Raw genomic sequence first — 19,631 nt, forward strand, 5'->3', positions numbered from 1 at the left:
GCTCCACCCTGCCGGTCGGTCCGCCGGCGTGGAGGCGGCACGAGGAATCTGTGGACAACGCCTGCCGGCGCGCGGTGCGACAACGTCCTCCCCGCACACCCGCGTCATGCCGGTCCGTGACCTCCGACGCGCGGACAACTGGTGAGGACACGCCGTCATTCGACGTCGAAGTCGGGGCGAGCCGGTGTGTCCTCACCAGTAAGCGAGCAGGCTGGCCCGCCCCGAGCTCAGCCCTTCCGGCGCTCGGCGGCCCGGGAGAGTTCGCGCACGGTGCCGACCTCGCGGGCGATGCGCGACTGCAGGTCCGTCTCGGTCAGCGTCTCGGATCCGCCGCGGGCACGCAGGTAGAGCAGGGTGGTCCAGCGGGCGCGACGCCACTTCAGCTCGGCGGTCGGGTCGTTCGTCTGCAGGGCGCGGGCGATCTCACGGTCGTAGAGCTGGGGCTCATTGAGCTGGCGCTGCCGGACCTCGAGGACCTTGGCCGCGCGGCCGGGCTCGTTGGGGACCTCGTCGGCCTCGAGCAGACGCTTGCCGAGGTTGGCGGCGGTGATGTGGTCGCCCTCCTCACGCAGGATCTGGGAGGCCAGGCCCAGGCCTGCCTGGATGGACTTCCAGCGGCCCACGGCGCCGTCCCAGGGCAGGTTGGTCAGCAGGCCGAGGGCCTGCAGGGCGCCCTCGTTGTCCTCGTGCAGCAGGTAGAGGCGCTCGGCCACGTCGAGGACGTCCTCGAGGTGCGCGCCGGAGCGCAGGTTCAGCCCGTGGGACAGCCGGGCGCAGGTGGCGGTGAGCTCCACGTCGTCCAGGTGGCGCTTGCCCACCCCGACGATCCGGGCCTCCGGCGTCCCCGCGTCCGTGGCGGAGAAGCTGGTGTCCAGCTGCGGCTGCTGGTCCGCGCGGTCGGTGCGCACGCGGATGACGGAACCGTAGGCGATCTTCACCTCGCGGCCGTCCTCGAGCGTGGCCACCACCAGCGCCGGGGTGCCGAAGTCGTCCCGCATGGTGCGCAGGGACGCCACGGGCGGCGCGGTCTGCCCGCGGCGGGTGAGGAACATGTCGCCAGGGCTGACGTCCTGGGCCTTGAGATGACGCAGATAGGCGCCGGCGGTGGTGGCCATGTCAGCGGCCCCATCCCACGTGGGCGAGCGCCTGGCGGACTAGGTTCTCGCGGCCGCCGATGAACTCGGACTGGATCTCGTCGCTGAGCGCCTCCTCCGGTGTGAGCCAGGTCAGTTCGAGCGCGTCCTGCCGGGGGTCGCACTCACCGGTCACGGGCACCACGTACACCAGCGAGACGGCGTGCTGGCGGTCGTCCGTCAGGCCGGTCTCGGACGGGGCGGGGAAGTATTCGGCCACGGCGCACGGCTGCAGGGACGGCGGCAGCTGCGGCAGTGCCATGGGGCCGAGGTCCTTCTCCAGGTGGCGCATCAGGGCGCCGCGCACGGTCTCCCGGTACATGACCCGGCCGGAGACGAACGTGCGCTCGAACTGTCCGGTCTCGTCGGCCACGTACAGCAGGCCGATCTCCGTGACGTAGCCGAGGGCGTCCAGGCGCACCGGGATGGCCTCGACGTAGACCATGGGCAGGCGACGGCGGGCCTCGTACAGGTCCTCCTCGTTCAGCCAGCCCGGATTCGGGTCAGGGGTGCGCACGGTGCTCATGCCACTGTTCTACCCGAACCGCCGGACACGGTCACCTCCGCAGTATCCGAATCCGCGTCCGGCGAACCGTCCTCCACAGGCACTTCCCGACGACGCTGCCCCACCTCCGGCGGGGACGTCGCCTCCGTCGCGGCTCACCACTTGGCGCGGAAGTACTGCCGGGCCATCGGCACCTGCTCCTCGGGGACGTCCAGCTTGAGGGCGGCGGCGGTCGGCCAGTTCGGGTTCGCCAGGGCGGCGCGCCCCACGCAGACGGCGTCGGCGCGGCCGGCGGTCACCACGTCCGCCACCTCCTGCGCGCCGGTGAGCGAGCCGACGGCGGAGACGACGATCCCCTCGGTGCCCTCCTTCACAGCCGTGGCCAGCGGCACCTGGTAGCCGGGTCCCTTGGGGCCCTCGTAGGTGTCGCCGATGCCGGCCGAGGACAGGTCGAACCAGTGGACCTGTCCCTGCAGCTCCTGGGCGAGGCGGACGGTCTCCTCGATGCTCCAGCCGTCCTCGCGCCAGTCCGATCCGGAGATGCGGATGCCGAGGATCTTGTCCGCCGGCCAGACCTCACGCACGGCGACCACGATCTCCTTGAGGAAGCGGGTGCGGCCCTCGTAGTCCCCGCCGTACTCGTCGGTGCGGGTGTTGGTCAGCGGGGAGAGGAACTGGTGGATCAGGTAGCCGTGGGCGGCATGCAGCTGCACGGCACCGAACCCGGCGCGGTCGGCGCGCTCGGCGGCGTCGGCGAAGGCCTGGACGGTCTCGCGGATCTCGTCCACCTGCATCGCGTGGGTGCGGATCTCCATCGAGTTCGTGGGCACACCGGAGGGGGAGAGGGTCTCCCAGGAGTCGGGGCCCTCGAGGATCGGCTGTCCGGCCGGGGCGCCCGGGTGCATGGGGACGGTGGAGGCCTTCGCCCCGGCGTGGCCGAGCTGGATGGCCGGCACGGCGCCGAGCTCGGCGATCTCGTCGCAGATCGGGGCCCAGGCCTGCGCCTGCTCGTCGTTCCAGAGGCCGGTGTCCCACGGGGAGATGCGGCCCTCCGGTGTCACGGCGGTCGCCTCGGCCACCACCATGCCGAAGCCGCCGGCCGCCCGTGCGGTGAGGTGCTGGAACTGCCAGCCGTGGGGGACGCCGTCGCGGGCCTCGCAGGAGTACTGGCACATCGGCGGCAGGATCAGGCGGTTGCGCAGGCGCACCCCGTTGATCTCGATCGGCTCGAACAGGGTGGGCGGGGTGACGGTGTCCTCAGCGGTCATGGGACTCACACTACGGCGGGGCGGCTGCGCGCCGGGAGGCTGTTCGCTGCCCGCCTACCCTGGTGTCATGCCCTCCTACCGCTGTCGCCTGCAGATCGGAGACCTCCTGCCCGGCCACCGGCCCGAAGAGGTCATGGACGTCGCGGAGGCGGCGCTGTCCGCCACACACCAGGTGGCGGCGAAGGACATCGAGGTGGTGTCCCGGGTGCCGCGCATCGTCCTGCGGATCACCGTGCCGGCCTCCCATCCGCGCGCCGAGGACGCCGAGGCCCGCCAGGCCGCCGCGACCATGGCGGAGGCGGTCGCAGGGGTGGCCGTCACGGGCCGGCTGGACGTGCTCCGTCGGGATGGCGGGCGCTGGATTCCGGTGGGCTGACGCCCGCTTCATTCCGGTGGGCTGACGCCCGATTCCCGACGACGGCCGCCCGTCTCGGGCGGCCGGCCGCCGTCGTCATGCGGTCGCCTCCGTGGAGGTGGCCTGCGGCGTCAGGGCGCCGAGCCGTCAGCGGCGGCGCAGTTCCTTCTCGGCCTGGGTGATGCGGTAGCGGCGGGCGCCGGCGGCCATGATCACCAGGAACGCCGCGAAGATCGCGGGCAGGCCGATCAGCTCGGTCTGCTGGGCGCCCAGCGGTGCCGGGAGCAGCCGGGGTATCGCCAGCCACCCCATGGAGGCGGCGAACAGCAGGGCCACGGACATGCGGCCACGCTCGGTCAGCGCCAGGCGCAGCGCGGCGGCCACGGCCACCAGCAGGCCTGCCAGGCCCCACACCGACGGTGGGACGCCGGGGACGAACACGCCCCAGGCGTGCAGGGACAGGGCGACCATGGTGGGGGCGTACCCCACCAGGAAGCCGGCCAAGGCTCCCACGGTGCCGTCCGTGAAGAACCGCTCCCCTGCGGTGCGGGCGGTGGCGAGGTTGCACCCGCGCAGCGCGGCGGCCACGAACACGAGGGCTCCGAACCAGGCCACCACGGAGATCCCGGCGGGCATCAGGATGGTCAGGGGGAACCAAGCGGCCAGGCACAGCAGGGCGAGACCCACGAGCCAGCCGGTGCCGCGCTGGCGTGCGGCGTAGCCCTGACGTGGGCCCCACTGGTGCAGGGCGTACAGGCCGACCAGCGCGAACAGCAGCGGCCACGTCAGCACGTGGAGGAACAGCGGGGAGAGCACGGTGGTGCGCATGCCGTACAGGCCGTCATGGGCGGTCAGGTAGCCGCCGGAGCCGGGCAGATCGATGCCGAGCCGGCCGAGCAGCCCGATGCCCCAGGCCCCGGCCAGCATGAACACGGCCGCTGCTGCGGTCACGAACAGCTGGCGGGCGCGGTCCCCGCCATGGGCGCGGCCCTTCGGCTCCCGCACCGGCAGGTTGTACGGCGCGATGTAGGGGGCACGCTCGCCGTCCTGCTCGGGGTCCGGACGTCGGGCGGAGGCGGCCTCGACGGCACGGGCCTTGTTGGCCAGCCGGTCGCGGCGGCGCCACTCGGGCAGCACGGCCATCGCGCGCTCGACGAGCTCGTCGTCCGAGACGCGCTCGCCCACGTCCGCGAGCATCGGACGCGCCTCCGGGCCGGGGACGGACAGGGAACCGTCCAGCCGGTGCGCGGCGAGATGCAGGGCGCGGGTCTCGCGCTCCTGGTGCAGGCGGAGGCGCTCGGCCTCCTCGGCCTCGAGGCGGGCCTCCTCGGCGATCAGCCGGTCCTCCCAGCCGCGGGCGCGGGCCAGGGACGCGGCGGCGTAGGCACCCGCCCAGCGGCGGGCGCGGGCCCTCTCGGTGGCCAGCGCCTCGGCGGCCGCACGGGCCGCGGCCTCGCGCTCCTTGCGGCGGCGCTCGGCCTCCTCCGCGGCGAGACGGCGGCGCTCGGCCTCCTCGGCCTCACGTCTTCTGTCCCGCTCACGCTCCCACTCCTCTTCGCGGGCGCGGCGCTCGGCCTGGATGCGGGCTCGCTCGGCGGCTGCGGCGGCCTCGCGCTCGCGGCGGGCCGCCTCCTCGTTCTTGCGGCGCTCGGCCTCCGCGGCGGCGGCCGCCTTCTGGTCCTTCTTGGCGCGCCTGCGACGCTCTGCCTCCGCCTCCCGGCGGCGCTTGAGCTCGGCCTTGCGCTGCTCGGCCACGGCGGCGGCACGGCGCCGGCGGGCGGTCTCCTCGAGCCACTCCTGGGAGGCCTGGCGGCGGCGCTCCTCCTCCTGCGCGGCGGCGAGAGCGGCTGCGGCCTCCGTCTCGGCCTGACGCCGGCGGGCGTCCTCGATCGCGGAGGCGCGGGCCTCGGCCTCGGTCTGGACCGACTTCTGCTCCGCGGCACGGCGGGCCTGCTCGGCCTCCCAACGGGCCTGGCGGCGCTGCTCGGAGGCCGTCTGGCGCTCGCGCAGGGCGGCCAGGCGGTTCGCCTCCTCCTCGTCCTCCCGGGCGCGCGCCGCGGCCTCAAGCCGGGTCCACTCCTCGGCGCGGCGGCGTGCGGTCTCTGCGGCGTCGGCACGCCGACGCGCGGCCTCCTGGTGGCGCCTCTCCTCGGCCGCACGGCGCTTCTGCTCGGCTTGGGCGAGCTTCTCCGGGTCGGTCCCCTGCGGGATCAGGCGGCTGACCGGCGCGGCCAGCGGGGCGGTGAACCGCTCGATCGGCAGAGTCGGGCTGCCCAGGGAGTCGAGCACCTCGGACAGGCCCCGACGCTCGCGGGGCTCACGCTCGGCCCGTGGCGTGCTCTCGGCAAGGACCGCGTCGATCTCCGCCTGGCGCTGCCGCTCGAGCGCGGCCTGGCGCAGCCGCTCGATGTCCAGCGCGCGCTGGCGGGTCTGCTCCATCAGCTGGGCGCGCCGCTCGTCGTCCGCGGCGCGGCGCTCCTCCAGGCGGCGCTCCTCGGCCGCACGCAGGGCCTCCGCCTCGGTCTCGCGGCGGTGGCGCTCCTGGAGGTCCCGGCGTTCGGCCGCCTCCTCGACGGCGGCGAGCTCTTCGGCCCGGCGCGCTGCGGCGGCACGCGCCTGCTCGCGACGGGCGGCGGCCTGGGCCTCGGCCTTCTCGGCGGCAGCACGACGCCGGGCCTCGGCGGCCTTGGTCTTCTCCGGATCCTGGACGGCCGGGAACAGGCGCGCCGCTGCGGCGTCCAGAGGCTTCGCCAGGCGGTTCAGGCGCGGGCTGCCGAGGGAGTCGAGGACGTCCGAGACGTCCCGACGGCGGCGCTCGCGGCGGGCCTTCGTCTCCGTGGTGTCCGTGGGCATCACCTCGCCGGAGAGGTACCGGCGGTGCTGCCTGAGCTCTTTCCGGGAGAGGCCTCCGGGGGCCGCCAGGGCCCGACGGGGCCGGGCGCGGCGCGGCTGCTGAGGTGCCGGCGTCTGCTCGTCCGGGCTGTCCTGACCGTCCTGCGGGCGCGGGGCGCCGTCGGCGACGGACGCGGACGAGGCGACGGAGCCGTCGTCGGGGAGACGGAGCGGAGCGGACTCCGGGGAGGCCTCGGAGGGCTCCTGCGGGGCGCTCTCTGCCGCGGGGCGCGACGAGGTGCGGCGGCGGGCGCGCAGGCGCTCCAGGGCGGCAGAGGACTCGGACTGGCGGTTCGGGTCCACGCTCACCCCTTCCTGGACCTGCGGCGGAGCGCCACGATCCCTGCGATCAGTGCTCCAGCAAGGGTACCCAACAGCATGCCGACCAGCGCCGACGCCCACCACGGCAGACCCGTCGCCGTCCCGGTGATCCAGCCCAGGCCCACCATGTAGACCGACCAGACCAACGCACCGAGACTCGAGAACCACAGGAACACGCGCCAGCGGATGCCGCCGATGCCGGCTGCGGCCACCGAGGCGGTGCGGCCGCCGGAGACGAAGCGGAGCACGAACAGCCCGGTCAGTGAGGTCTCCGGACCGGCCTTCACCAGGAGTCGGCGGATGCCCTGGTGCACGGCACGTCCCCAGCGCCAGCGGTCCAGCAGGTCCGTCAGGCGGTAGCGGAACAGGGCGTAGAGGCCGAGGTCGCCGGCCCAGCACCCCAGCCAGGCCGCCAGCACCGAGAGCACCGGGGACAGGGAACCGGCCGAGGCCAGGGCGCCGGAGCCGATGACGAACAGCTCTGAGGGCGTCGGCGGGAAGGGGGCGTCCACGGCGACCAGCAGGGCGGTCACCGGGTGGAACCACCAGCCGAGGGCGTCGAGCAGCTCATGCGCGCTCACGCGGGACGCTCCTGCAGCTCCAGCTCCGAGGTGAAGACGCGCTCCTCGCCGGTGACCGGGTCCGTGAAGTGCAGTTCGCGGGCCAGCAGCTGCAGCGGTCGGGCGACGTCGTCCGGCGCGGCGTCCAGCAGGTCCGGGTAGAAGGGGTCGAACGCGATGCCCAGGCCCAGGGCGGCCAGGTGGATGCGCAGCTGGTGGGTGCGGCCCGTGCGCGGATGCAGACGGAAGTGCGCCACCTCGGCACCGGCCAGCGTCCCGGCCGAGCGGCCCGTGGCCAGCAGCTCCACGTGGGTCTCCGCGTTGGCGCCGGCATGGGAGAGGTTCGACTTCTTCGTCCTCACCTCGGCACCGGCAGCCCGGCCGGAGGCAGAGTCGGGGACGTCCTCCACCACGGAGCGCAGGATGCCCTTGTCTTTGCGGATGCGGGAACGGACGGTCAGGGGGAACCGGTCCAGCACGGGGGCGCCGACGCCGTCCTGCCGCGGTGCGGCCCCGCCGGAGGCGAGGGTCGAGGCCGAGGGGAGGGGGCCGTCGTCGGGAAGGCGGTCCAGGGTGCCGGGCGGCAGCGCGGACACGGCCTCGTAGACCTTGCGGGCGCGGCGGCGCTCGAAGAGCAGGTGGTAGGCGCCGCGGGTGGCGGGGTTCGCGGAGAACATGACCACGCCGGCGGTGGCGCGGTCCAGGCGGTGCAGGGGGACCAGGTCGTCCAGGCCGAGCTCGTTGCGCAGGCGCACCAGGGCGGTCTCCTGGATGAACCGGCCACCGGGGGTGGTGGGCAGGAAGTGCGGCTTGTCGATCACCACGAGGTGTTCGTCCCGGTGCAGGAGCCGGTGCCGCACCGGCAGCGGCTCCTCCTGCGGCAGGTCCCGGTAGTACCAGATGAACTCGTGGACGCCGAGGGGCGTGGCGGCGGTCAACGCTGTGCCGTCCGCGGCCACCACCTCGCCGCGGGCGAAGCGGCCGCGGATGCCGTCCGGGTCCACGTGGCCGAAGCGGGAGACCAGATGCTCCTGCACGGTGCCGGCGGCCTCCGGGCCCGTCATGGGCAGGCGCAGGCGCGTGGCGTTGACGCCCTGGCGGACGGGCAGCGGAGAGGGAAGGGGCACGGTGTCCATCCTCCCAGACAGGCTCAGTGGCCGGTGGTCTCGTCGTCCGAGTCGGCGCAGCGGGTGCTCGGGGTGAGCACGGTGATGTTGCCCGGGCCTGGCTTGGTCTCGCCGATGCGGCCGGCGGGGATGTGCGCACCCACGTCGGCGATCACCGCATCCAGGTGGGCGCCCGCGGGCACCACGGCGTCCCCGAGCAGGATGGAGCGGTGCACGGTGGCGCCGGGCTCCACCACCACGCCCGGGCCGAGGACCGACTCGGTGACCGTCCCGTGGACCACGGCGCCGGAGCACACCAGGGATCCGGAGACCTCGGCACCGGGGTGGATGCGCGCCGGCGGCACGGGGCGGTGGTTGGTCAGCAACGGCCAGCCGGGGCGGTCCAGGTCTAAGCCGTTGCCAGCGAGGATCTCCATGTGTGCCTTGTAGTAGGCGTCCAAGGTGCCGATGTCCCGCCAGTAGCCCTCGTGGCGGTATTCGTGGGTCCTGCCGCGGGCCACCAGGGCCGGGACGATCGACTCGCCGTAGTCGCCGAGTGCGCTGCCCTCCGGAGCGTCCTCGTTCTCGGGCCCCTCGCAGGCGGCCGCCTGCTCCCGGGCCTCGGCGATGAGCGCGTCCAGGACCTCGCCCAGGGCGTGGACGTCCATGATGAACGCCTCGGTGGCCACGAGCCTGCCCTTCGGGTGGCGGGGCTTGTAGTCGTAGTCGGTGACGCGGTGGTCGGCGTCGACCTGGACCACGCCGAAGCGCGAGGGGTCCTCGTCCGTCTCGGTGGTGATGACGGTCAGCTCGGAGCCGCGCTCATGGTGGGCCGCCAGGGCCGGGCGCAGGTCGATCTGGAAGAGGTGGTCGGCGGAGAGCACCATGACGGTGTCTGCGCCGAAGGCCTTCACCGCGGCGAGCTGCTGGTGCAGGGCGTGGCCGTTGCCCGCGGCGAAGCCTTCCTCGTCCCGGCCCTCGGCCGGAGGCATCAGGCGCAGGCCGTGGCGGGTGCCGTCCAGGTCCCAGGGGCGGCCCATGGCCAGGTGCTGGTTCAGGGTGAACGGGCGGTACTGCTCCACCACCCACACGTCCCGGATCCCGGAGTGGGCCAGGTTGGACATCACCACGTCGATCAGCCGGTACTGGCCGGCCACGGGCACGGCGGGCTTGGCGCGCGCGTCCGTCAGCGGGGCCAGGCGGCTGCCCTTGCCTCCGGCCAACACGAGGGCCACCGTGGCGGTCAACGGGTCCTGCGGGAACGGGTCTGCCATGGTGGCCTCCGTGGGTTCTTCCGGTCATGGGCCTTTCCCATGCGCGAGGTGAACACTAGGAGCCCGCGGATGACACGTAAATGAGAGGGGTCTCCCGCCTGTCCGACACACAGACCCGGCATATCGAACGCGGGGCAGAAGGTCCGTGGGCGGGGACGGCGGGGCCCGGCCGGACCGGCGTCCGTGGACCTCTCACCGCTGGCAGGTGCGGCACCAGAACAGGCGGCGGGAGTCGTCCTCCGGGGAGCCGAACTCCTCCCGGGCGACCGGTCCGCGGCAGCGCAGGCACCCCTGCCGCTCGCGGCCGTACACCCAGTAGTCGGGGGTGCGCGGCGCCGGCGGGGAACCGAGGAGCACCTCCACCCCGAAGGGGGCGGCCGGGTTCGGCCTGACCCCGGTGGTCCGCCTGGGACGTGACGACGACGGCGCGTACGGCGGGCAGTTCGCCTGCAGCAGTCTGCGGTTCAGTTCGATCAGTCCTGGCACGTCCTGGACCTCGCCGATCGGGCGGTGCGGGTCGATCCCGGCCAGCAGCAGCGACTCGCATCGGTAGATGTTGCCGATGCCGGAGACCAGGCGCTGGTCCAGCAGCGCCAGCCCCACGGGCCGGGCGGGGTCCGCGGTGAGGCGGGCGACGGACTCGGTGAGGAGGAGGTCGGCGGGGCGCAGGCCGTCCGGGCCGGGTGGGGCGTCCCAGGCCGGGTCCAGCAGGTCCGGACCGAGGAAGCCGAGCCGCTGCTGCTCGTCCGCGGTGCGGATCAGCTCCAGCAGGCCCAGCTGGGCCCCGACGAACCGGTGCTCGGCCGTCTCCAGGAGTCCGCGGATCTGCCAGCCGGGAGCGGGCCAGCGGTCGGTCAGGGCGGTGGCGATCCAGCGTCCCTCCATCTTCAGATGGCTCAGGAGGGTGAGCGGCTCGGCGGCCTCGGCGGCGCGGTCGACCGGCGGGGTGAGGCGGATCAGCAGGTACTTCGCGCGGGGCTCCACGGCGGCGACCGTCCACCCGGTCAGGTCCGCGGTGGCGTGGGCGGGCACGCGCAGCTCGGCGCGGGTGAGCGCGCGGCCGGCCAGCAGCGGCCGCAGCCGGTGCGCCAGGCGGAAGAGAGAATCGCCTTCGGGCATGGGGCCGAGGCTACCGCTGCGATGAACCCCTCGTTCCGATCCAGAGCCTGCCGGATGTACCCCCTTCGTTCCGATCCAGAGCCTGCCGGATGTACCCCCTTCGTTCCGATCCAGAGCCTGCCAGATGTACCCCCCTCGTTCCGATCCAGAGCCTGCCGGATGTACCCCCTTCGTTCCGATCCAGAGCCTGCCGGATGTACCCCCTTCGTTCCGATCCAGAGCCTGCCAGGAGCGCTCTGTTTCGGATCGAGGGTGTCCGGGAGTGGGGCGTTCCGGCGCCTACGCCTTCGTTCCGTTCCAGAGCCTGCCAGGAGCGCTCTGTTTCGGATCGAAGGCTTCCGCATGGGGCAGGCTCACCCCCGGTACCGCAGCCCCGACGGGCTCGAGTAGAACCCGGCGGCCAGCATCGCCTCGGCCAGCGGGGTGCCCAGCAGCGGCCCGCCGTTGAGCTTCTCCAGCGCCAGCTTCTCGGTCTTTGCCTGCCGCAGCGCGTGCACGAGCGCCCCCGCGGCCGCCTGCAACGCCGCCCGATCATCCGAGAAAGCCAGCAGCGTCCGTCCGCCGCGCTCCACGTAGAGCGCCAGCGCGCCCTCGACGAGCACCACGATCGCCCCCGCCTTGCGTCCCGGCCGCTGTCCGGTGGGCGGCACCCCGTCCGGCCCGGCGGGCACGGTCGGCCAGTCCAGGGCCGCACCGTAGGGGTTGGCCGGGTCGGTCGCCGCCAGCGCCCACGCGGCCGGGCCACGCTCCTGCGTCCTGCGCCCGCTTCCCGACGACGGCCCCGCACCCGCCGCGGCCCGCGACGGTCCCAGCGGGCTCACCTCGCCCGCACCCCAGGAGCCTGTCCAGGTATCGGCGCCGGCGTCACCGAGCGGCGACACCTCGCCTGAGGCGACGTCGTCCGACGCGGGGGAGGGGCCGTCGCCGTCCTTCTGGAACTGGCGGAGCCGGTCCACCACCGCGCCGGTGGAGAACTGGGCGCCGCCGAGGCGGTCCACGAAGTGGCCGCGGCGGACCTGCCCGGCCTCCTCCATGCGGGTGAGCAGCCGGTACTGACCGGCGAAGCCGCCGGGGACCTCCTCGGCCACCACGGAGCCGCGGGTGATCACGCCGTAGCGGTCCAGCAGCAGCTCGGCGGTGGCGTGGGCGCGCAGGGTCGGGTCCGGCTCCGGGGCCATGAGCAGGGACCAGCGGCCGGCCGCCCGCGCGGTCTGGGCCGCGGACATCCCCGCCAGCCCGGGGGAGAGGTCCTCGGACCGTCCGCGGACGCCGGCGAGCCCCGCGTACCGGCCACGCCCGCGCACCCCGGCCAGGCGTCCGGACAGCCCGCGGCCGCCCGTGCCGGTGGGACCGAGGCCCCCGCCGAGGCGGGCGGTGCGGGCCCGGGGCGTCTGCCGACCGGTGCGGTGCGCCGTCTTGCCCGCCGACAGCAGGCCGCGGACGGGCGCGAAGGTGTCGTTGCCGACCTTCCCGGACCAGACGAGCTGCCAGAGGGCGTCGAGGACGTCGGGGCCGTTCGCGGCCGGGCGGGCGGCGCGCACGCGCTCGACGAGCGGGCCGAAGAACCAGGCGCCGCCGCCGGAGAGGACCTCGAGGACGGCGGCCTGCAGGGCGGTGTGCTCGGGCGCTGCCGCAGGCGTCTCTCCGGTGGACCGGACACCGCCGCCGGAGCCGTCCGCGGGCCTGCCTGCGCCCACGGCCCCGTCCTCCGGCTCGGGCAGGCGCAGGGTCAGGTCCGCGGCGTCGGCGGGGTGCAGGGCGACCCAGCCGTCGTTGCCGGTGCCGGGGGCCACCCCGGACCACACGTACTCGCCGGTGGAGAGCAGCTCGTCCAGCATGCTCGGCGTGTAGTCGCGGACGCGGGCCGGCAGCACGTGGGACTCCCAGGCGCTCGCCGGCAGGGGCATGCCGGCCAGCTGGTCCAGCACCACGGCCACCCCGTCCACGCCCTCGAGGGTGGCGGTGCCGGCCCGGCCGGGCCTGGCCCGCAGGTGCTGCCAGTCCGCGAGGAACCGGGCGTACGCGACCTGGTCCACGGGCTCGACCTCGGCGCGCAGCGCGGCGAGGGAACGCCTGCGGATCCGCCGCAGCACCTCGGCGTCGCACCACTCGGCGTCCGGGCCGGTGGCCCCGGGGGTGCCCTCCGGCCGGAAGGCGCCCTGGGCCACACGGCGCTCGGAGGCCAGCCGCTGCAGCACCGGCACCACCACGGCCGCCCCGAGGCCGAGCGCGAACGCCGCCTCGTCCGCCGTGAACGGGCCGTGCGTGCGGGCGTACCGGGAGACGAGGTCCCCGAGCGGGTCCTCCACCGGGTCCAGGAATGCCACCGGCACGCCCATCGGCAGGGGCACGCCCAGGGCGTCGCGCAGGCGGGCGGCGTCCTCCACCGCGGCGAAGCGCTCCACCCCGCCGTGCCGGAACCGGAACGCGCGCCCGGTGCGGGTCAGCTCGTCCAGGTGGGCCAGAGCGGTCTCCGGGGAGGCCGCTCCACGGCCGTCCTCCGACCTGGCCCCCGCCTCCGGCGAGGCGGGGGGCTCGGGTGGGCGCCCGTCGTCGTGGCCCTCCTCCGGCGCCGGGGCGGCGCCCTCACCCTCCGGCGCCGAGGCGGCCTCCTCACCCTCCGATGGGGCGGGCTCCTCTCCTTCCGGCCGCAGCCGCGCGGTGGCCTCGGCCGGGCTCAGCGGGCCGACCAGCCGCAGCAGGTCCGCCACGCCCTCGAGTCCGCGCACGCGCCTGTCCGGGGAGAGCCGCTGCAGGTCCTGCTCCACGGCGTCGATGACGTCCGCGTCCAGCAGCTCGCGCAGCTGGGCGGTGCCGAGCAGCTCGTTGAGCAGGGCCGGGTCCAGGGACAGGGCGGCGGCCCGCCGCTCGGCCAGGGGCGAGTCGCCCTCGTAGATGAACTGCGCCACGTAGCCGAACAGCAGGGACTGCGCGAAGGGAGACGGGCTCGGCGTGGTCACCTCCACCATGCGCACCGAGCGGTCGGCGATCCGACCGGCCACGTCCCTCAGCGCCGGCAGGTCGTAGACGTCCTGCAGCACCTCGCGAACGGTCTCCAGGATCACCGGGAAGTCCGGGTGCTTGCGGGCCACGTCCAGCAGCTGCGCCGACCGCTGCCGCTGCTGCCACAGCGGGGTCCGTTTGCCGGGGTTCTGACGCGGCAGCAGCAGGGCGCGGGCGGCGTTCTCCCGGAATCGCGCGGCGAACAGCGCCGAGCCGCCGACCTCTGCGGTGACGATCTCCTCCAGCTCCTCTGCGGTGAACTCGAACAGCTCCGCGCCGGGCGGGTCCCCGTCCATGAGCGGCAGGCGCAGCACGATCCCGTCGTCGGCGGCCATGGCGGCGCCGGAGCTCGTCTCGATCCCGAACCGCTGGTGCAGGCGTGCGCCCACCGCCAGCGCCCAGGGGGCGTGCACGGCCATGCCGAAGGGGGAGTGGAGCACGATCCGCCAGTCGCCCAGCTCGTCCGTGAACCGCTCCACCACCAGTGTCTTCTCCGTGGGCAGCTGTCCGGTGGCCTCGCGCTGCTCACGCAGGTAGGTCAGCAGGTTCTCCTGCGCCCAGTCGTCCAGACCGGCCTCGGCCAGGCGCGTCCCGGCGGTCTCCGGGTCCGCGTCCACGGCACGGCGGAAGGCGCCCACCGCCTCGCCCAGCTCGGCCGGACGTCCGGCGGCGTCGCCGCGCCAGAACGGCAGCCGCCCGGGCTCGCCGTAGGCCGGCAGCACGAGCACCCGGTCCGCGGTGATGTCCACGATCCGCCAGCTGGTCGCCCCCAGCAGGATCACGTCCCCCACACGGGACTCGTAGACCATCTCCTCGTCGAGCTCGCCCACGCGCCGCCCGCCGGAGCGGGCCGAGCCGGCGCCCCCACGGCCGGAGGCGGATTCGCCGGTGTCTCCGTCGGCGGCGCCCGGCGCCCCGGGCGCACCCGACTCGGCGGCGTCCGTGGCGAGGAACACCCCGAACAGCCCGCGGTCCGGGATGGTGCCGCCGGAGGTCACGGCCAGCCGCTGCGCCCCCGGGCGGGCGGTCAGCGTGCCGGCCTCCCGGTCCCACAGGATGCGCGGGCGCAGCTCGGCGAACTCGTCCGAGGGGTACTTGCCGGCCAGCAGGTCCAGCACGGAGGCGAACGCCGCGTGCGGCAGTGTGGCGAACGGTGCGGCCCGGCGCACCAGGTCGAACCACTCCTCGGCCTCCAGGTCCTGCACCGCCACGGCGGACACGGTGTGCTGGGCCAGGATGTCCAGCGGGTTCGCCGGGATCCGCAGCGCCTCGATCCGCCCGGCCCGCATCCGCTCCGTCACCACCGCGGTGTCCACCAGGTCCCCGCGGTGCTTGGGGAAGAACACGCCGCGGGAGACCTCGCCCACCTGGTGTCCGGCACGGCCCACGCGCTGCAGCCCGGAGGCCACAGACGGCGGCGACTCCACCTGGATCACCTGGTCCACCGCGCCCATGTCGATGCCCAGCTCCAGCGAGCTGGTGGCCACCACGCACCGGATCCGTCCGGTCTTCAGCGCCTCCTCCACGATCGCCCGCTGCTCCTTGGACACCGAGCCGTGGTGCGCACGGGCGAAGTCCGAGACCGTCCCGGCGTCCGCGCCGGCGCCGCCCATCAGCTGCGCGGGTGCGGGCCTCGTGGTCGCCGGGCCCAGCCCGGTCGCCTCGGTCAGGACGTCCCCGAGGCGGACGGGGGCGCGGTCGGCGGGCCGGGGTGAGGGGCCGTCGTCGTCCCCCTCATCCCCGACGACGGCACCCGCCTCCGCCTGGGTCCTGGCCGCCTCCTGGCGTGCTTCCCAGATCTCGTTGAGCCGTCCGGTGAGGCGCTCGGCCAGGCGGCGGGAGTTCGCGAAGACCAGGGTGGAGCGTCGCCGGGACACCAGATCCACGATCCGCTCCTCCACATGCGGCCAGATCGAGCCGCCGAGGGGCTCGGAGGCACCCGCTCCGGCGGTGCCGGCCTGCCCGCCGAGCGCATCCGGGGCGTCCGCCGCCCCTCCCGGCGCGGTGGCCGGCTGCGGCGGCAGGGACAGGTCCGTCATGTCCGGCACCGGCACGGTCACGGTGAGGTCCCAGCGCTTCTCGGAGACCGGACGCACCACGTCCACCGGCTGGACGCCGCCGAGGAACCGGGCGACTTCGGAGGCCGGTTCCACCGTGGCGGACAGGCCGATGCGCTGGACGGGCTTGTCCAGCATCGCGTCCAGGCGCTCGAGGGACAGGGCCAGGTGGGCGCCGCGCTTGGTGCCGGCCACCGCGTGGACCTCGTCCACGATCACCGTGCGCACCCCCGCCAGCGCCGAACGGGCACGGGAGGTGAGCATCAGATACAACGACTCCGGGGTGGTGATGAGGATCTCCGGCGGGTCCTGCACCAGGCGTCGACGCTCGGCGGCCGGGGTGTCCCCGGAGCGCACGCCCACCCGGATGTCCGGAACCTCCTGACCGGCGTTGCGGGCGGTCTGCGTGATGCCGATCAGCGGGGCGCGCAGATTCCGCTCCACGTCCACGCCGAGCGCCTTCAGCGGAGAGATGTAGAGGACCTTGGTGGGCGCCGGGTCCTCCTCCGCCACGGGCTCGCGGAGGAAGCCGTCCAGGGCCCAGAGGAAGGCGGAGAGGGTCTTGCCGGAGCCGGTCGGGGCGATCACCAGGGCGTTGCGGCCGGAGGACACCGCCTCCCAGGCGCCGAGCTGCGCGGCGGTGGGGGCGGCGAAGGCGCCGGTGAACCAGGTGCGGGTGTGGGCGGTGAACCGGCCGAGGACGGCCTCGGCCTGGGGCTCAGACATGGTGGTACGGCCGTCCTGCGGAGATCTCCTGGGCGCGGTAGACCTGCTCGGCGAGGATCAGACGGACCAGCTGGTGGGGAAAGACCAGGCCGGACAGGGACCACACGCGGTTCGCGCGGGCGTGGACCGTCTCGTCCACCCCGTAGGCGCCCCCGATGACCACCGTGACCGGCCTGCCCACGTCGAACTGCTGCTGCAGGTGCGCGGCCAGGCCGGGGGAGTCGAAGCCCTTGCCGCGCTCGTCCAGCAGCACCACGTGCTCGGCCGGGGTGATCTTCGCCAGGATGCGCTCGGACTCCTCGGTGCGGGCGGACTCGTCCTGCCGGGAGGAGTGGGGCAGCAGCTGCCACGTGAGGTCGTAGGGCTTCTTCAGACGCCTCTCATACCGGGTGATCCCCTCGGACACCCAGGACTCGTGCTTCTTGCCGACGGCCAACACCTTCACGGTCATGCGTCCCATCATGGCACCCGCCCCGGACAGGGTGGCAGGTCCCCGTGGGTCCGCGTCGACACGGACGCCCGGCACCTGGTGGAATCGGGGCCATGGAGAGCATCGTCCGCACCGAGCAGCACGGCCCGGCCGCCGTGGTGACCATCGACCTTGCCGAGGCGCACAACGCCCTGGACCGCCACGCCATGGCGGAGCTGGCGGAGGCGGTCCGGTCCGCGGCCCGTTCGCCGCAGGTCCGGGCCGTGATCCTCACCGGCGCCGGCGGCCGTGCCTTCTGCGCCGGGTTCCGCCTCGGCTCGATGGACGAGGAGGCGGAACGGGACCCGGAAGGCACCGTCATGGCGGCGGTCGCCGGGATGATCCGCGCGGTCCTCGAAGCCCCGGTCCCCGTCATCGCCGCGGTGGAGGGCGCCGCCGCCGGTGTGGGTGCCTCGCTGGCCGTGGCCGCCGACCTGGTGGTGGCGGGCGAGTCCGCGTACCTGCTGCTGCCCTTCGGGAAGGTCGGCCTGGTGCCGGACGGAGGCATCGTGCAGACGCTCGCCGAAAGCCTGGGCCGTCACCGGGCCATGGACCTGATGCTGCGGCAGCGTCGACTGCCTGCCGGTGAGGCCGCGCAGGCCGGGCTGGTGTCGGAGGTCGTCCCGGACGGGTCCGCCGTGGCCACGGCAGTGACCTGGGCCGAGGGCCTTGCGCAGACCCCGCGGCAGGCGCTCGTCGAGACGAAGGCGGCCGTCAATCGCCGCACCGTGGATCTGGTGGAGGAGACCCTTGCGGCGGAGAGCCGCGTCCAGGCGGAGCTGCTGAGGACGCAGGAGCACCGTGCCCGGGTCGCCGCGTTCCTCGGACGCGGTCGCTGAGGGGAGCCGCCATGGAGGACAGGGGCAGGACGCCTGCGCAGGAAGAGGACACGGCCATGGGTCCTTCGGGGGCTCACGGCCGTGCCGTGGGTTCCCGACGACGGCGGCGCGCCGCCGGCGGGGACGTCGCCCGCCGCCGTGTGCTGGGGTGGGGGATCGGTGCCGTGGTGGCCGCCGTCCTCGCCTGGGTGGGTGTGCTCGTGCACCGCTGGTTCCAACGGGAGGTGGTGGGCGTCGGCCCACGCGCGATCGCCTCCCGCGAGGACATGACGATCTTCAGGGGCTTCCGCTATGCCCAGCAGGCTGGCCAGGGCGGCGTGATGGACGTGTACGTCCCGCGCGGCGAGGGGCCCTTCCCCGTGCTGATGTGGACCTACGGCTCCGGTTGGACCTCGGACCGCGGCAACGTCGGCGGCGAACGCATCGCCGAGGCACTGATCCCGCACGGCTACGCGGTGGCGGCGTTCTCCGTCCGCAACTCCGGGCAGGGCCGCTTCCCCTCCCACGTGCATGACGCCAAGGCCGCCGTCCGCTGGCTGCGGGACTATGCCGCGGACCTGAGGCTGGACCGCGAGCGCATCGCCATGGGCGGCAACTCCTCCGGCGGCTGGATCGCCATGATGACCGGGGTGACGGCGGGCCTGCCGCGCTTCGAGGGTCAGGTCGGCGGGGTCTGGGACCGCCCGTCCGACGTGCAGGCGGTGGTCAACTTCTTCGCACCCATCGACTTCCTCACCATGGACGGCCAGATGCTGCCCGGTGCCTGCAAGTCCTTCAACAAGGGGCTCGGCATCACCGAGTGCCACTCGGACGCCGAGGGCTTCGAGTCCCGCATGCTCGGCGTCCCCGTGAAGGAGAACCCGCAGCTCGTCCACGAGGCCAGCCCGCGCACCTACATCGGCTCCCGCACCCCGCCGACGCTGATCGTGCACGGCACCCGTGACACCGTGGTGCCGCACCAGCAGAGCCGAGACCTCTACGACGACCTCGTGCGTGCGGACGTGCCCAGCGTCTTCTATGAGGTCCACGGCGCAGGTCACGTGGTGGACCTGGCCAGGGACACCGCCGTCACCACCTCGACGGTGCACCAGCACCGCGTGCCGCTGGCCGGGCGGCGGGAGCACTTCTCCTGGGACGCGGTCGCCGCCTTCCTGGACGTCCAGATGCCGGTCGCGGCCGCGCCCGGGCAGACGGGCCCGCAGCGGGTGGGGCCGTCGTCGCCAAGCCGCTGAGGCGAAGGCCCGGGCATGACGAAGGCCCCGTCTCCCAGAGGAGGCGGGGCCTTCGTTCGGCGCGGTGACGGTGGGATTTGAACCCACGGTACGGGGTTACCGTACACAGCATTTCGAGTGCTGCACCTTCGGCCGCTCGGACACGTCACCAGACTGGTGCAGACTACCCGAGACCCTCTGCCGACCCCAAACCGGGCGTCGGGGGGCTGGGGCGGCGTTCAGCCCCTGCGTGCGGCGAAGAAGTCGCGGAGCAGGCGGGTGCACTCGTCCTCCCGGACGCCGGCGCGCACCTCGGCCTGGTGGTTGAACCGGGGGTCCCGCAGCACGTCCACCACGGAGCCGCAGGCGCCGGCCTTCGCGTCCCAGGCGCCGAACACCACGCGGGGGATCCTGGCGAGCAGCACGGCGCCGGCGCACATGGGGCAGGGCTCGAGGGTGACCACCAGAGTGCAGTCCTCCAGTCGCCAGCCGTCCGCACTCCCGTCGGCCTGCCGGGCGGCCACGGCACGGCGCAGGGCGAGCACCTCGGCGTGGGCGGTGGGGTCGTGGACCTGCTCGCGCTCGTTGCCGGCGGAGGCGATCACCTCGCCGTCCGGCCCCACGACGACGGCCCCGATCGGCACGTCTCCGGCCTCACCGGCCGCGCGGGCCGCCTCGAGGGCGACGCCCATCCAGGCGTGCTCGGCCGGGCGCTCGTCGAGGGGGAGAAGGGAGTCGGTCACCGCTCCAGCCTACGGTCCGGAGCCCGTCGCCGGGACGGGGGTCCCGGTAG

At 74.4% G+C, this 19,631-nt stretch carries 14 protein-coding genes and 1 tRNA gene; 3 read left to right on the forward strand and 12 right to left on the reverse strand.

The window, feature by feature from the left end; all coding sequences use genetic code 11:
• Nucleotides 1–227: 227 nt before the first annotated feature.
• From FM125_RS08665 to FM125_RS08675, 3 genes are all read right to left on the reverse strand, one after another.
• Nucleotides 228–1,115, reverse strand: a complete 888-nt coding sequence (locus FM125_RS08665) for a DUF6707 family protein (RefSeq protein WP_087134317.1) — start codon at nt 1,113–1,115, stop codon at nt 228–230.
• A 1-nt stretch (nt 1,116) separates the two neighbouring features.
• A complete protein-coding gene (locus tag FM125_RS08670) occupies nt 1,117–1,659 on the reverse strand; it encodes an NUDIX hydrolase family protein (RefSeq protein WP_067190354.1) in 543 nt (180 codons plus the stop codon).
• Between the two features lie 134 nt (nt 1,660–1,793).
• On the reverse strand, nt 1,794–2,906 hold the full coding sequence (locus FM125_RS08675) for an oxidoreductase (protein WP_087134318.1): 1,113 nt from the start codon (nt 2,904–2,906) through the stop codon (nt 1,794–1,796).
• A gap of 67 nt (nt 2,907–2,973) precedes the next feature.
• Between FM125_RS08675 and FM125_RS08680 the strand changes: the two genes are divergently transcribed.
• Nucleotides 2,974–3,282, forward strand: coding sequence for a hypothetical protein (locus FM125_RS08680; protein WP_087134319.1), 309 nt, complete (start codon nt 2,974–2,976; stop codon nt 3,280–3,282).
• 126 nt (nt 3,283–3,408) lie between these two features.
• Here the strand turns inward: FM125_RS08680 and FM125_RS08685 are convergent, their stop codons facing one another.
• The 7 genes from FM125_RS08685 to FM125_RS08715 form a co-directional block, all read right to left on the reverse strand.
• Nucleotides 3,409–6,456, reverse strand: a complete 3,048-nt coding sequence (locus FM125_RS08685) for a hypothetical protein (RefSeq protein ID WP_087134320.1) — start codon at nt 6,454–6,456, stop codon at nt 3,409–3,411.
• Nucleotides 6,457–6,458: 2 nt separating this feature from the next.
• Complete coding sequence (locus FM125_RS08690; RefSeq protein ID WP_087134321.1) at nt 6,459–7,055, reverse strand: DedA family protein; 597 nt, start codon at nt 7,053–7,055, stop codon at nt 6,459–6,461.
• The gene (locus FM125_RS08695; RefSeq protein WP_087134341.1) at nt 7,052–8,161 is read right to left on the reverse strand and encodes a pseudouridine synthase; all 1,110 of its coding nucleotides are present in this window, start codon (nt 8,159–8,161) and stop codon (nt 7,052–7,054) included. Before FM125_RS08695 ends, FM125_RS08690 begins: the two co-directional genes overlap by 4 nt.
• Nucleotides 8,162–8,184: 23 nt before the next feature.
• The gene (locus tag FM125_RS08700) at nt 8,185–9,414 is read right to left on the reverse strand and encodes a glucose-1-phosphate adenylyltransferase family protein (RefSeq protein WP_087134322.1); all 1,230 of its coding nucleotides are present in this window, start codon (nt 9,412–9,414) and stop codon (nt 8,185–8,187) included.
• Between the two features lie 192 nt (nt 9,415–9,606).
• A complete protein-coding gene (locus FM125_RS08705) occupies nt 9,607–10,533 on the reverse strand; it encodes a DNA-formamidopyrimidine glycosylase family protein (RefSeq protein ID WP_087134323.1) in 927 nt (308 codons plus the stop codon).
• 353 nt (nt 10,534–10,886) lie between these two features.
• The gene (locus FM125_RS08710) at nt 10,887–16,319 is read right to left on the reverse strand and encodes an Lhr family helicase (RefSeq protein ID WP_087134324.1); all 5,433 of its coding nucleotides are present in this window, start codon (nt 16,317–16,319) and stop codon (nt 10,887–10,889) included.
• Complete coding sequence (locus FM125_RS08715; RefSeq protein ID WP_180525458.1) at nt 16,312–16,770, reverse strand: 23S rRNA (pseudouridine(1915)-N(3))-methyltransferase RlmH; 459 nt, start codon at nt 16,768–16,770, stop codon at nt 16,312–16,314. Before FM125_RS08715 ends, FM125_RS08710 begins: the two co-directional genes overlap by 8 nt.
• Nucleotides 16,771–16,862: 92 nt before the next feature.
• Here FM125_RS08715 and FM125_RS08720 point away from each other — a divergent pair, with 92 nt between their 5' ends.
• Together FM125_RS08720 and FM125_RS08725 are read left to right on the forward strand one after the other, a co-directional pair.
• Nucleotides 16,863–17,627 (forward strand): enoyl-CoA hydratase/isomerase family protein, encoded by a 765-nt coding sequence (locus FM125_RS08720; RefSeq protein WP_087134325.1) that lies wholly within the window; start codon nt 16,863–16,865, stop codon nt 17,625–17,627.
• 86 nt (nt 17,628–17,713) lie between these two features.
• Complete coding sequence (locus FM125_RS08725; protein ID WP_219337039.1) at nt 17,714–18,859, forward strand: alpha/beta hydrolase; 1,146 nt, start codon at nt 17,714–17,716, stop codon at nt 18,857–18,859.
• 62 nt (nt 18,860–18,921) lie between these two features.
• On the opposite strand, the gene FM125_RS08730 is transcribed toward FM125_RS08725, so the two are convergent.
• Both FM125_RS08730 and tadA read right to left on the reverse strand, forming a co-directional pair.
• Nucleotides 18,922–19,009: transfer RNA gene (locus tag FM125_RS08730), tRNA-Ser, on the reverse strand.
• Between the two features lie 68 nt (nt 19,010–19,077).
• On the reverse strand, nt 19,078–19,530 hold the full coding sequence (gene tadA / locus FM125_RS08735) for a tRNA adenosine(34) deaminase TadA (RefSeq protein WP_087134342.1): 453 nt from the start codon (nt 19,528–19,530) through the stop codon (nt 19,078–19,080).
• Nucleotides 19,531–19,631: the final 101 nt, after the last annotated feature.

The sequence above is a fragment of the Micrococcus lylae genome (assembly GCF_900163825.1).
Lineage (GTDB): Bacteria > Actinomycetota > Actinomycetes > Actinomycetales > Micrococcaceae > Micrococcus > Micrococcus lylae.

Excerpts from the sequence above, each read along its gene's own strand:
- FM125_RS08700 (WP_087134322.1), bottom strand. The coding sequence starts at position 9,414 with ATGGCAGACCCGTTCCCGCAGGACCCGTTGACCGCCACGGTGGCCCTC.
- FM125_RS08680 (WP_087134319.1), top strand. The coding sequence starts at position 2,974 with ATGCCCTCCTACCGCTGTCGCCTGCAGATCGGAGACCTCCTGCCCGGC.
- FM125_RS08710 (WP_087134324.1), bottom strand. The coding sequence starts at position 16,319 with ATGTCTGAGCCCCAGGCCGAGGCCGTCCTCGGCCGGTTCACCGCCCAC.
- tadA (WP_087134342.1), bottom strand. The coding sequence starts at position 19,530 with ATGGGCGTCGCCCTCGAGGCGGCCCGCGCGGCCGGTGAGGCCGGAGAC.
- FM125_RS08715 (WP_180525458.1), bottom strand. The coding sequence starts at position 16,770 with ATGACCGTGAAGGTGTTGGCCGTCGGCAAGAAGCACGAGTCCTGGGTG.
- FM125_RS08705 (WP_087134323.1), bottom strand. The coding sequence starts at position 10,533 with ATGCCCGAAGGCGATTCTCTCTTCCGCCTGGCGCACCGGCTGCGGCCG.
- FM125_RS08665 (WP_087134317.1), bottom strand. The coding sequence starts at position 1,115 with ATGGCCACCACCGCCGGCGCCTATCTGCGTCATCTCAAGGCCCAGGAC.
- FM125_RS08670 (WP_067190354.1), bottom strand. The coding sequence starts at position 1,659 with ATGAGCACCGTGCGCACCCCTGACCCGAATCCGGGCTGGCTGAACGAG.
- FM125_RS08720 (WP_087134325.1), top strand. The coding sequence starts at position 16,863 with ATGGAGAGCATCGTCCGCACCGAGCAGCACGGCCCGGCCGCCGTGGTG.
- FM125_RS08675 (WP_087134318.1), bottom strand. The coding sequence starts at position 2,906 with ATGACCGCTGAGGACACCGTCACCCCGCCCACCCTGTTCGAGCCGATC.